This window comes from Streptomyces sp. NPDC002779 (genome assembly GCF_042888685.1).
Taxonomy (GTDB): domain Bacteria; phylum Actinomycetota; class Actinomycetes; order Streptomycetales; family Streptomycetaceae; genus Streptomyces.
Genome location: NZ_JBIAQC010000005.1, coordinates 22,320 through 34,864 on the forward strand (window position 1 = coordinate 22,320; position 12,545 = coordinate 34,864).

Below are 12,545 nucleotides of genomic sequence, written 5' to 3' on the forward strand. Positions count from 1 at the left end.
CCATGAACAACTCCGTGCTGAACACCGGCCGTTTGCTGGGCGCGGCGCTTCGGGCGCTGCTCGTGTCGACCGTGCTCACAGGCGTGCTGTACCCGCTATCCGTCACCGGTGTGGCGCAGGCGCTCTTCCCCACCGAGGCGAACGGCTCGGAGGTCAAGGCGGACGGCCGGGTCGTCGGCTCCGCCCCGATCGGACAACAGGGCTACAGCCTGGACTGGTTCCAGCCCCGCCCCGCCGACGGACTGGGTGAGAACTCGGTCAACACCCAGTACCGGCTGATCCTCTCCGGCGCGACCAACCGCTCGGCCGACAACCCCGAGCTGATCAAGTGGGTCAAGGAGGCCAAGGCCAAGGTCGTCCAGGAGAACTCCACCGCCGGCCACCGGGTCGAACCCTCCGACGTACCCCCCGACGCCGTCACCTCCTCCGGCTCAGGGCTGGACCCGGACATCTCCCCGGCGTACGCCGAGCTCCAGGTCCACCGGGTCGCCGAGCGCAACCACCTCTCCGTCGCCCGCGTCGAGCGGCTCGTCGCCGACCACACCGAGGGCCGCACCCTCGGCTTCCTCGGCGAACCCCGCGTGAACGTGCTCGCACTCAACATCGCGCTCAAGGAGTTGATCGACGGCCGCTGACCGCCCAGGGCTCGCGGGGCTTCTTGTCCGCCCCCGCGGGCCCCCTTACAGTCCGCTCCGTAAGGTTCGCCACCCAGACCGAATGTTTCGCTCGGTCTCCGGAAGGACTGACGCATGCGGACGTACGACAACCCCGTCCTCGCCGGCTTCCACCCCGACCCCAGTGTCTGCCGGGTCGGGGAGGACTACTACCTGGTCTGCTCCAGCTTCGAGTACTTCCCCGCGCTGCCGCTCTTCCACAGCCGCGACCTGGTCAACTGGCGGCAGATCGGCCATGTCCTCGACCGGCCCGAGCAGTTCGAGGTGCCGCACGACCTGCGCGCCTCCGACGGCATCTACGCACCCACGATCCGCCATCACCGGGGCCGCTTCCACGTCATCACCACCAACGTCGGCGCGGGGGGTAACTTCCTCGTCACCGCCGACCGCCCCGAGGGCCCCTGGTCGGACCCGGTGTGGATCGACCTGCCCGGGATCGACCCCGACCTCGCTTGGGACGAGGAGGGCACGTGCTGGAGCGCGGTCGCCGGTGTGGGGCTCGCGCGCATCGACCCCGTGGCCGGGAAGGTGCTCGAAGGGCCGTTCCCCGTCTGGTCGGGCACGGGCATGGCGGATCCCGAGGGGCCGCACCTGTACCGCGTCGGGGCGTGGTGGTACCTGATGGTCGCCGAGGGCGGCACCGCGGACGGGCACAGCGTGTCGATCGCCCGGGCGCGCACACCCCGGGGGCCCTTCGAACCGGCCCCGCACAACCCCGTGGTGAGCAACCGCAGCACCGGGCTGCCCATCCAGTGCACCGGCCACGCGGACCTCGTCCAGGCGGCCGACGGCCGGTGGTGGATGGTGCTGCTCGGGACGCGTCCGCGCGGCTTCTTCCCGAAGTTCCACGTCCTCGGCCGGGAGACCTTCCTGGCCCCGGTGGAGTGGGTGGACGGCTGGCCGTACGTCGGCACGGTACGCGAGCGGTACGAGGCCCCGGCCGTCCTGCACCCCTTCCCGCCGGAGCCCGCCCGGGACGACTTCGACGCACCCGTCCTCGCCCCGCACTTCATCTCCCCGCGCCAACGCCCAAAGTGGTCGACGGCCGAGCGCCCGGGATGGCTCACCCTGCACGCCGGCGGCGACAGCCTCGACCGGCCGGGCCACACCTTCGTCGGCCGTCGCCAGCAGCACCACGACTGCCGGGTGGCGACCCGCCTGGACGGCGGACCGGGCAGCCGCGCGGGCCTGTCCGTCCGCATGGACGAGGCGCACCACTACGACCTGGAGGCGCACGACGGCACGGTCAGCGTGCTGGCCCGGATCGGCCCGCTGCGCCAGTGCGTCGGCCGACTCCCCGTCCCCGCGGGGCCCCTGACCCTGGCCGTCGAGTTCCGTACGACCGACGCACCGCCGCCCACGGAGGGCGTCCGCCCCGCCGGTCCCGACACGATCGCCTTCTCGGTCGAAAGCCCGGAGGGCACCGTCACGGTGGCCGAGCTCGACGGGCGCTACCTCTCCACCCAGGTCGCGGGCGGCTTCACCGGACGGGTCGTCGGCATGTACGTCACCGCGGGCAGCGCGGCTTTCGACTGGTTCGAGTACCGGGAACGGGGCCCCGAGCCCCGCTGAACCCGGCTGTCCCACGGCCGCAGGCGCGTCACAGTCGGATTCCCCGTGCACGAGGGGTTGCCACCCATCAAGCGCTGTCTCTAGGGTGCGGCAGCAGCGAAGCTTTCTGGATTCATACCGAAACTTTCGAAATCCCTGGTGGGCGGAGTGACACGCCGTCCCGGATCTCAAGGAGCGCATGATGGGCGACCCGGCACTGTCCCGCCGCGGCTTCCTGGCGGCCTCCGCCGCAGCCGGTCTGAGCATGACGGCACTGAGCGGCTGCGGCGGCGACTCGGACGGAGGGTCGTCCGACGGCACGACCACGGTCGAGTGGTGGAACATCTCCACCACCCAGCCGACGAAGGACGTATGGGCAGGCCTCGCGCGGAAGTTCGAGGCCCAGAACCCCAAGGTGAAGATAAAGATCGTCCAGCTGGAGAACGACGCCTACAAGTCGAAGATGACGGCGCTGACCGCCTCCGGGAAGCTCCCGGACATCTTCCACACCTGGGGCGGGGGCGTACTGCGGCAGCAGATCGACGCCGGTCTCGTCGAGGACCTCACGGACCGCACCAAGGAGTGGGCCGAAGGGCTGGTGCCGGTCGCCAAGGAGCCGTACCTGGTCGACGAGAAGCTGTACGGCATTCCCTTCGACATCGGCATGATCGGCTTCTGGTACAACAAGGCGCTGTTCAAGAAGGCGGGCATCAGCGCACCCCCCGCCACCTGGAGCGCCTTCCTGGAGGCGGTCGGCAAGCTGAAGTCCGCCGGTGTCACCCCGCTCGCCCTCGCGGGCAAGGAGACCTGGACCGGCATGTACTACTGGGCGTACCTGGCCATGCGCACCGCCGGTGCCGAGGCTCTGCAGAAGGCCAACGACGACAAGGACTTCTCCGCCCCGGGGCTCGTCCAGGCCGGCGCGCACCTCAAGGAACTCGTCGAACTGCAGCCGTTCCAGAAGGGTTTCCTCGGCGCCTCCTACTCCGGGCCCACCGGACAGGCGGCCACCGTCGGCAACGGCAAGGCGGCCATGGAGCTCATGGGCCAGTGGGCGCCCGTCGTGCAGGCGGACGCCGGGAAGGGCCTCGGGGACGACCTCGGCTTCTTCCCGTTCCCCACGGTCGAGGGCGGACAGGGCGCGATCACCGAGGTGTTCGGCGGGGGCGGCGGCCACGCCCTGCGCAGCGGCGCCCCGCAGGCGGCGGTGGACTTCCTGAAGTTCTTCGCCTCGGAGGCGACCGACCGGGAGCTGGTCAAGAAGACCGGCGTGCTGCCCGTCGTCCCGGCCGCCGCGAGCGCCATCACCGACCCCAACGTCAAGGCCGTACAAAAGGAGTTGACGGCCGCGACCGGGTTCCAGCTCTACCTCGACCAGGCGTACGCGCCCGCCCTCGGCCAGGAGGTCAACGACAGCGTCGGGGCGCTGATCGCCGGGTCCAAGTCGCCCGAGCAGGTCACCGACTCGATCACCAAGGTCGCGAAGGAAGAGCAGTAAGCGCCGATGACCTTCACCTCGCTCAAGGACGAACGGAGCGGCCTCGACCTCCCGCCCCCGCCCGCCCCCGCGGGCCGGGGGCGGGCCAGGCGCCGGACGCTGAACTGGCTCACCGCGGTCTCCTTCCAGGTGCCCGCCCTCGCCCTGTTCGGCGTCCTGGTCCTGCTGCCGATCCTGTTCGCGCTGTACGCCGCGTTCTTCCGGTGGGGCGGCTTCGGCATGCCCGCCGACTACATCGGCGTCGACAACTTCACCCGGCTCTTCGCGGACCCGGTCTTCCTCGGCGACCTGTGGCGCTGCCTCGTCCTGGTCGTGCTCTCACTGGTGCTGCAGCTGCCGTTCGCGCTCGCCATGGCCGTCGCGCTCAACCAGCGCATGCGCGGCCGGGCCGTGTACCGGATGCTGTTCTTCGCGCCGTACGTGCTCTCCGAGGCCATCACCGGTGTGCTGTTCGCCATGATCTTCGCGCCGGGCGAGGGGCTCGCCGACGAGATCCTCGACGGGGTGGGCCTCGAAGGGCTGGGCGGTGAGTGGTTCGCCGACCCCGACATGGTGATGGCCACCCTGTTCCTGGTCATGACCTGGAAGTACTTCGGCTTCCACATGATGCTCTACCTGGCCGGACTCCAGTCCATCCCCAAGGAACTGCACGAGGCGGCGCTGATCGACGGCGCCGGGCCCTGGCAGCGGTTCCGCAGTGTGACCCTGCCGCTGCTCGCGCCCACCCTGCGGATCAGCGTCTTCCTGTCCGTCATCGGGGCGATCCAGCTCTTCGACCTGGTCTGGGTGGTCACCGCGGGCGGCCCCGACCATCACTCCGAGACCATGGCCGTGACCATGTTCCAGTACGGCTTCAAGCGCTACCAGGTCGGCTACGCCAGCGCGATCAGCGTGGTCATGTTCGGTATCAGCCTCGTCTTCGCCCTCGCCTACCAGCGGTTCGTGCTCCGCCGGGACCTGGAGGGCGCGACCACCACCATGCGGGGAGGCGGCACGTGACCGTCCGTTCCACCAAGCGCGGGCGCTCGATGCCGCTGCACCTCGTCCTGATCGTGGTCGGCGCGGTGATGGGCATCCCCCTGCTGTACGCGGTGCTCTCCGGCTTCAAGTCCACCGACCAGCTCTCCCGCAACCCCATCGGGCTGCCCGACCCCTGGGTGACCGGCAACTACACCGACATCCTGGCCACGGGGGACTTCTGGCGGCTGGTCGGCAACAGCACCCTGATCGCCGTGGCCACCACGGCCCTCGTGGTCGCCGCATCGGCGCTCGCCGCGTTCTCCTTCGCGCGGTTCGCCTTCCGGGGCCGGGAGATGCTGTTCACCCTGTTCACGATGGGGCTGATGTTCCCCTTCGCGGTGGCGGCGCTGCCGCTGTTCCTGCTGCTGCGCGAGATGAACCTGCTGGACAACCCCCTGGGTGTGATCCTCCCGCAGGCTGCCTTCGGGCTGCCGATGACCATCATCATCCTGCGCGGCTTCTTCCGGCAGATCCCCGGGGAACTGGAGGAGGCGGCCACCCTCGACGGCTGCGGTCCGCTCGGCTTCTTCTGGCGGGTGCTGCTGCCCATGGCGCGGCCCGCGCTCGGCACCGTCTCGGTCCTGGCCGTCGTCACCAGCTGGAACAACTTCTTCCTGCCGCTGCTCGTCTTCAACGAGCCCACCTGGTGGACCATCCCGATCGGCGTTCAGCAGTTCCAGGGCCAGTACTCGCAGGACGTGGCCCGTTTGTTCGCCTATCTCGTCCTCGCCATGGTCCCCGCCCTGGCCTTCTACGCCGTCGCCGAGCGCCAGCTCGTCGGCGGTCTCACCGCCGGCGCCACGAAGGGATGACCCGCGCCGCGGACGTACGGCTCACCCACCCCTGTTCCGTGAGGAGTCGCACCATGCGCAAGAACCGTCTCCGAGTTGTCGGTGTCCTCGCCGCCGTGCTGGTCACCGTCACCGGGCCGGCCGCCGTGGCCCACGACGAGCCGCCCACGCTCGCCGACCTCGCCCAGCGCCACGGCCGCTACTTCGGCAGCGCCACCGACAACCCCGAACTCACCGACGCCCCATATGTCTCGCTCCTCGGCAGTGAGTTCGACCAGATCACCCCCGGCAACGGCATGAAGTGGTACGCCACGGAACCCCAGCAGGGCGTCTTCGACTTCTCGCAGGGCGACGAGATCGTCGACCTGGCCCGCGCCAACCACCAGAAGGTCCGCGGCCACACCCTGGTCTGGCACAGCCAGTTGCCGGACTGGCTCACCGGCCGCGAGTGGACGGCCGGCGAGCTGAGGGACGTACTGAAGAAGCACATCCAGACGGAGGTACGGCACTACCGCGGCAAGGTCTTCGCCTGGGACGTCGTCAACGAGGCCTTCAACGAGGACGGCACCTACCGGGACACGATCTTCTACCGGACCCTCGGTCCCGGCTACATCGCCGACGCCCTGCGCTGGGCCCACCAGGCCGACCCGCGGGTGAAGTTGTACCTCAACGACTACAACATCGAGTCGATCGGGCCCAAGAGCGACGCCTACTACCGGCTCGCCAAGGAGCTGAGGGCACAGGGCGTCCCCCTGCACGGCATCGGCCTCCAGGCCCATCTGGCGCTGCAGTACGGCTATCCGACGACGCTGGAGGACAACCTCCGCCGTTTCGCGCGGCTCGGTCTGGACACCGCGCTCACCGAGGTCGACATCCGGATGTACCTGCCCGCGGACGAGGAGAAGCTGGCCACGCAGGCCGAGTGGTACCGGGACCTGACCGAGGCGTGCCTCGCGGTGCGCCGGTGCGTGGGCATCACGCTGTGGGACTACACGGACAAGTACTCCTGGATCCCGGCCTTCTTCGAGGGTGAGGGCGCGGCCCTGCCCTGGGACGAGGACCTGCGGCCCAAGCCCGCGTACTACGCGATCCGGGACGCGCTGAAGTAGCCGTCACCGCGCGGACGGTGGTGCGGTACGGGGAGTGACCATCGCCGGACATGGGTCGGGGCCGGAGCGCAGAACGGATCTGCGGACCGGCCCCCAAGGTCTCCGCGCGGTCGGTCGACCGCCCGGCCGCGCTCAGGCCGCGGTCATCACCTGGTTGGCGCCCACTGGGCGGTGCGGGGCGATGATCTGGCCGTCGGGCAGGAGCTCACCGGTGTCCTCGAAGAGCAGAACGCCGTTGCACAGCAGGCTCCAGCCCTGTTCCGGGTGATGCGCCATGAGGCGCGCCGATTCCCGGTCGGCGGAGTCTGCGGAGGGACACGGTGGCTGGTGCTGGCACATGGGTGGGATCTTTCGCTCTGACGTGTTGTTCATGGCCGCCCCCGTTGCGACAAGTGGTTCGAACCCAGTGTTGCCCCACGGGCGTCAATCCGCAGGGATTTCGGTGCACCGCTTCTCACAGGTTGAGGACGCGTCACCCGCGCGGACGGTTCATCCCAACTGCACTGTCATTTCGGGTGGTTCAGGGGGGCCGGATGGGGCTAGTCCATGCAGGTAGCGGGCTCTGGGGAGCGCGCCGGCGCTCGTACGAGCGTATGGCCGCCGCGGGCAGCGCCGTACCCCGCGGCCGGCGACCGGCGGCGGGGCACGGGACCCTCGGTGCGGACGGTCAGGCGGGTGAGCCGAGGAGCGGCGCCCGGGTCACGCGGTGGGTCAGCACCGAGAGGAGATCGGCGGCCTGATGCGGTCGGTGTGCCGCGATGCCGGGGGGTGCCGGGGCCAGCGGGACCAGGACGTCCGTGGGCTCGGGATGGCCGGCGGAGGCGTCGGCGGCGATGTCGCCGTGCAGCCACAGGGCCAGCATGTACAGGCCGGGGATCGACAGCAGCCGTGGCTGGTAGGTCGCCTGCATCGTCTCGGCCTGGCGCAGCGCGCGCTCGGTGGACGTGATGTAGGGGCCCTCGAAGAAGTGCGAGAAGGCCCACCCGTCGGGCGTCAGCCGGGTCTCGGCGGCGGCGACGGCTCGGTCGCCGCAGCGGATCAGGAACCGCCATCCGGCGAGCCGGGTGGTGGCGGGTCCGGTGGCGGTGATGCCGTCCAGGACATGCACCGGCAACGGCAGTTCGGGGGTCGCGGGTCCCTGGGCGGAGCGCAGGGCGGGAGTTCGGGCCTCGCGGACCGCGGTGGGGGACCCGAGTGCGGTGATGACGGAGCGAAGTGCGGGCGCGGGAGCCGGGGGGACATGCAGCGGCATGGTGGGTCGCCTCTCATGAGACAGGCACGGTGGCGCGAGGGCGGGGGCGGACGGCGCTGTCAGCTCGCGAAGGCGGAGAGGCTCGGGCCGAGGTCCTGCGTACGTGGGTGTGCGAGAGGCCCGCCGCACGTCCATCGCTACGGCAGGTTCTCCGACCGGGCGCCAAGCATCCGCCTTGTTCGCGGAGTTTATACGACAAGTGTTCAGGGAGTGTTTCGTCTAGCCGTTTCGGACGCACTCGGCAAGGGCGCATTCGGACGGCGATCCGCGGGTTTCATCCCGATTCCGGAAGGAGTGTAAGGCGGTGACCTCGGGAAATACGGGAGAAGCGGTCGGCCAATTCTCGTCGGCGTTTTTCACGAGTTCGTCGGCGGCCCGAAACTGCGCGCTGCTCCATGCCTGGCGAATGTGCCGCCCGTCACGTTCGACAGCCTAGCGGGCCTCGGGGCGAGGCGGGACGTTATCGATCGCTTGGGCGGGGCATCATCCCACGTGACCCAGGACACCGACGGCCGATCTTCGGCCCGACGATCGAGAGGGATGCTTCCATGGGCGAGAAGGTCGCGGCAGGTCGGTTCGATCTGGCCGACCGCCAGCACTACCGCGACAAGCTCCGGAAGTGTCTGGCGGGTCTGGAGCGGCTTCTGGCGGAGAAGCGGTTCGATCGACCCAAGAATCTCATGGGGCTCGAGATCGAATTGAATCTCGCCGGAGCCGACGGCATGCCGAGAATGTTGAATGCACAGGTTCTCGAGCGGATCGCGAGCCGGGATTTCCAAACGGAACTCGCGATGTTCAACCTGGAGGTGAACATTGCCCCCCACCGGCTGGGTGGCCGGGTATTCGATCAGCTCGCCGAGGAACTCCGCACCTCGCTGGCATATGCCGACCGGAAGGCCGGTGAGCTGGACGCGGGAATCGTGATGATCGGCATTCTGCCGACCCTCGACCGGGACGACCTGGTCTCCTCCAACCTCTCCGACGTCGACCGCTACACCTTGCTCAACGACCAGATCGTGGCCGCTCGCGGCGAGGACTTCCTGCTCGACATCGACGGCGTGGAGCGACTGACCTGCACCTCGAAGTCCATAGCGCCCGAGGCCGCCTGCACCTCGGTCCAGCTGCATCTCCAGGTCACCCCGGGCCGCTTCGCCGACGTCTGGAACGCCGCCCAGGCCGTGGCCGCCGTCCAGGTCGCGGTCGGCGCCAACTCGCCGTTCCTGTTCGGCCGGGAGCTGTGGCGCGAGTCCCGCCCGCCGCTGTTCACCCAGTCCACCGACACCCGCCCGCCCGAGCTCCAGGCGCAGGGGGTACGCCCGCGGACCTGGTTCGGTGAGCGCTGGATCTCCTCCGCCTACGACCTCTTCGAGGAGAACCTGCGCTACTACCCCGCCCTGCTGCCGATCTGCGACGATGAGGACCCGCTCCAGGTGCTCGACGAGGGCGGCATCCCCTCGCTGGCGGAGCTCGTCCTGCACAACGGCACGGTCTACCGCTGGAACCGCCCGGTCTACGGCATCGCCGACGGCGTCCCGCACCTGCGCGTGGAGAACCGCGTCCTGCCCGCCGGCCCCACCATCACCGACGTCCTCGCCAACGCGGCCTTCTACTACGGCCTCGTCCGCGCTCTCGCCGAGGAACCGCGCCCGGTGTGGACGCGGCTGCCCTTCGAGGCGGCCGCCGCCAACTTCGACACCGCCTGCCAGTACGGCATCGACGCCCGCCTCCAGTGGCCCCGGCGCGGACGCTACGGCGGCATCGCGGAGATCGACGCGGCCACCCTCGTACGCGACGAACTGCTGCCGCTCGCCGCGAGCGGACTGGACGCGTGGGGCGTGGAGGCCGCCGACCGCGACCTGTACCTCGGGGTGATCGAGGAGCGCTGCCGGCGGCGGGCCAACGGGGCATCCTGGCAGTCGGCCACCTTCCACCGCGCCCTGGAGCAGGGGCTGTCCCGGGACGCCGCCCTGGCCGCCACGACCCGCCGCTACCGCCAGCTGATGCACGTGGGCGACCCGGTCCACGCCTGGCCCGTCGGCCTGCCGGAGACCATGCCGCTGGGCTGAGGGGCGCCTGAACGGGGGCCGCCGCCGTCCGCCTCATACTGGTCGGGCAAGCTGTGACGTCCTATGACGGTGGTGCCCCCGGGAGGCAGTGTGCAGGCGGAGGCGGGCCCTGTGTCCGAGTCGTTCCCGCAGGAGGGGCCCTCGCGCCGGATCCTCCGTGACGAGCTGCTGCTCGTGCTGGCGCTCTCGCTCGGGGCGAGCGGGGTCTCCGCCCTCATCAGCTTCATCGGCTCGGTCACCAGGCCAGGCGGTCTGAAGGACCAGGCGGCCACCCTCAACGCCTCCGCCGCTCCCGGGCGGCCCTGGCTGGACCTCGCCTGGCAGCTCTTCGGCATCACGACGTCCCTGGTGCCGGTTCTCCTCGTCGCGCACTTCCTGCTGCGCGAGGGCAGCGGTCTGCGGGCCCTCGGGTTCGACCGCACCCGGCCCTGGCCGGACCTCGGCCGGGGCGCCGCCATCGCCGCGGTGATCGGCAGCAGCGGCATCGCCTTCTATCTCGCCGCCCGGGGCCTGGGCTTCAACCTGACCGTGGTCCCCGAGGCGCTGCCCGAGGTGTGGTGGAAGTACCCGGTACTGATCCTCTCGGCGCTCCAGAACGCGATCCTCGAAGAGGTCATCGTGGTCGGCTATCTGCTGCGCCGGCTCCACCAGCTGGGCTGGACGCCCGGGGCCGCGCTGATGGCCAGCTCGGTGCTGCGCGGCTCGTACCACCTCTACCAGGGCATCGGCGGCTTCATCGGGAACCTGGTGATGGGCGTGGTGTTCGTCTACCTCTACCGCCGCTGGGGCCGGGTCGGCCCGCTGGTCGTGGCGCACTCGCTGCTCGACATCGGCGCGTTCGTCGGGTACGCCCTGCTCGCGGGGAAGGTGGACTGGCTGCCCACGGCGTGAGAGGCAGCGACAGGGGCGTACGCGGGATGCGTACGCCCCTTCCGTCTGTCCGGGCTCAGGCCAGCAGCTCGCCGTCGATCACCGTGACCGCGCGGCCGCCGAGCAGGGTGCGGTCGCCGCGCACCTCCGTGCGGACCAGGCCCGAGCGGGCGGACGCCTGGAGGCCCGTGAGCTCGGGGCGGCCGAGGCGCTGCGACCAGAACGGGGCCAGCGCGGTATGGGCGCTGCCGGTGACCGGGTCCTCGTCGATGCCGATGTTCGGGAAGAAGCAGCGGGAGACGAAGTCGTAGCCGCGTGCGGGGTCCTCGGCGCGGGCGGTCGCGATGAAGCCGCGCTCGGAGCAGGCGCCGAGGGAGCGGTGGTCGGGTTTCAGGGCGCGGACGGTCTTCTCGTCGGCGAGCTCCACCAGCAGGTTGCCCACGTCAGAGCCGGTGTCGAAGACGGCCAGCGGCTCGGCACCCAGTGCCTCGGCGGCGCCGTCGGGGATCTGGGCCGCGGTGAGCGGCGCCGTCGGGAAGTCCAGGATGAACGAGCCGTCCTCGCGGGGCGTGGCGATCAGGACGCCGCTGCGGGTGGCGAACCGCACCGGGCCCTCGTGGGCGCCCGTGCTGTGCAGGACGTGGGCCGTGGCGAGCGTGGCGTGACCGCACATCGGGACCTCGGCGGCGGGGGTGAACCAGCGCAGCGCCCAGTCGGCCTCCGGGTTGTCGGTGAGTCGGTGGGCGAACGCGGTCTCGGCGTGGTTGACCTCCATGGCGACCTGCTGGAGCCGGTCGTCGGCGGGGAAGGCGTCGAGGAGGAGGACCCCGGCGGGGTTCCCGGCGAAGGGGCGGTCGGTGAAGGCGTCGACGATTCGGATGCGCATGGGCCGACCGTAGAGGGGCGACGAAGCCGCAGGCCAAGGCCAATTCGGGGTCAGTGGACCGACCGGGGGTTGTCATGCGAACTGTTCCGATATATCGTTGAGGCATCGCGACAGATCAACGATGGGATGGAGTGATTGACATGCGTTCCCATGGATTCGCACAGGGGCACGGTGAAGCCGGCCGAGGTGGTTTCGAGGGTGGCCGTGCCGCCTTCGGGCCCTTCGGGCCGAGTGGACCCGGCTTCGGTGGACCGGGCTTCGGCCCCGGGCACTGGGGCCCCAGGGGTCGCGGCGGACCTCGGGGAAGGGCGAGGCGGGGTGATGTACGCGCCTCGATCCTGGCCCTGCTCAGGGACCGGCCGATGCACGGCTACGAGATGATCCAGGAGATCGCCGAGCGCAGCGGCGGGGCGTGGAAGCCCAGCCCCGGCTCGGTGTACCCCACCCTCCAGCTGCTGGAGGACGAGGGCCTGATCGCCAGCGAGAGCGAGGGCGGCAAGAAGCTGTTCGCCCTCACCGACGCCGGCCGCACCGCGGCCGAAGAGGGCCCCGAGGCACCCTGGGAGGACGCCTCCAAGGGCGTCGACTGGGAGGCCCTCGGCGAGATCCGCCAGGCGGGCTTCGGTCTGATGGAGGCCTTCGGGCAGGTCTGGAAGACCGGCAGCAAGGAACAGCGCGAGAAGGCGATCTCCGTGATCAACGACGCGCGCAAGAAGATGTACCTGATCCTCGCCGACGAGGACTGACGGCCTCCCGCCGTGCAACGAAGGCGCCCCGCGGAGCGATCCGCGGGGCGCCTTCTCGTGTACGGCTCTTCCGTACGGCCCT

The 12,545-nt window shown here is 70.3% G+C and carries 12 protein-coding genes; 9 read left to right on the forward strand and 3 right to left on the reverse strand.

Annotated features, from left to right (window positions below):
- The first annotated feature begins 2 nt into the window (after positions 1-2).
- The 6 genes from ACFYW5_RS15550 to ACFYW5_RS15575 all read left to right on the forward strand — a co-directional run bounded on the left by ACFYW5_RS15550 (position 3) and on the right by ACFYW5_RS15575 (position 6,643).
- A complete protein-coding gene (locus tag ACFYW5_RS15550; protein ID WP_389417506.1) occupies positions 3-635 on the forward strand; it encodes a potassium-transporting ATPase subunit C in 633 nt (210 codons plus the stop codon).
- A gap of 114 nt (positions 636-749) precedes the next feature.
- Positions 750-2,246: a glycoside hydrolase family 43 protein gene (locus ACFYW5_RS15555; RefSeq protein ID WP_389417507.1), complete on the forward strand. Its 1,497-nt coding sequence runs from the start codon at positions 750-752 to the stop codon at positions 2,244-2,246.
- Between the two features lie 181 nt (positions 2,247-2,427).
- Positions 2,428-3,723, forward strand: coding sequence for an extracellular solute-binding protein (locus ACFYW5_RS15560; protein WP_389417967.1), 1,296 nt, complete (start codon positions 2,428-2,430; stop codon positions 3,721-3,723).
- A gap of 6 nt (positions 3,724-3,729) precedes the next feature.
- Positions 3,730-4,722: a carbohydrate ABC transporter permease gene (locus ACFYW5_RS15565; protein ID WP_389417508.1), complete on the forward strand. Its 993-nt coding sequence runs from the start codon at positions 3,730-3,732 to the stop codon at positions 4,720-4,722.
- Between the two features lie 29 nt (positions 4,723-4,751).
- Positions 4,752-5,555, forward strand: a complete 804-nt coding sequence (locus ACFYW5_RS15570) for a carbohydrate ABC transporter permease (RefSeq protein ID WP_389417968.1) — start codon at positions 4,752-4,754, stop codon at positions 5,553-5,555.
- A 53-nt stretch (positions 5,556-5,608) separates the two neighbouring features.
- Positions 5,609-6,643: an endo-1,4-beta-xylanase gene (locus ACFYW5_RS15575; protein ID WP_389417509.1), complete on the forward strand. Its 1,035-nt coding sequence runs from the start codon at positions 5,609-5,611 to the stop codon at positions 6,641-6,643.
- 132 nt (positions 6,644-6,775) lie between these two features.
- On the opposite strand, the gene ACFYW5_RS15580 is transcribed toward ACFYW5_RS15575, so the two are convergent.
- Together ACFYW5_RS15580 and ACFYW5_RS15585 are read right to left on the reverse strand one after the other, a co-directional pair.
- A complete protein-coding gene (locus ACFYW5_RS15580; protein ID WP_389417510.1) occupies positions 6,776-6,982 on the reverse strand; it encodes a DUF5999 family protein in 207 nt (68 codons plus the stop codon).
- Positions 6,983-7,310: 328 nt separating this feature from the next.
- Entirely contained in the window at positions 7,311-7,895 is a 585-nt protein-coding gene (locus tag ACFYW5_RS15585; protein ID WP_389417511.1) for a hypothetical protein, read from the reverse strand.
- Positions 7,896-8,443: 548 nt separating this feature from the next.
- Here ACFYW5_RS15585 and ACFYW5_RS15590 point away from each other — a divergent pair.
- Positions 8,444-9,961, forward strand: coding sequence for a glutamate-cysteine ligase family protein (locus ACFYW5_RS15590; RefSeq protein WP_389417512.1), 1,518 nt, complete (start codon positions 8,444-8,446; stop codon positions 9,959-9,961).
- Positions 9,962-10,051: 90 nt separating this feature from the next.
- A complete protein-coding gene (locus ACFYW5_RS15595) occupies positions 10,052-10,852 on the forward strand; it encodes a CPBP family intramembrane glutamic endopeptidase (protein ID WP_389417969.1) in 801 nt (266 codons plus the stop codon).
- 55 nt (positions 10,853-10,907) lie between these two features.
- Here the strand turns inward: ACFYW5_RS15595 and ACFYW5_RS15600 are convergent, their stop codons facing one another.
- Positions 10,908-11,717, reverse strand: a complete 810-nt coding sequence (locus ACFYW5_RS15600) for a PhzF family phenazine biosynthesis protein (RefSeq protein ID WP_389417513.1) — start codon at positions 11,715-11,717, stop codon at positions 10,908-10,910.
- 140 nt (positions 11,718-11,857) lie between these two features.
- Here ACFYW5_RS15600 and ACFYW5_RS15605 point away from each other — a divergent pair, with 140 nt between their 5' ends.
- Positions 11,858-12,463: a PadR family transcriptional regulator gene (locus ACFYW5_RS15605; protein WP_389417514.1), complete on the forward strand. Its 606-nt coding sequence runs from the start codon at positions 11,858-11,860 to the stop codon at positions 12,461-12,463.
- Positions 12,464-12,545: the final 82 nt, after the last annotated feature.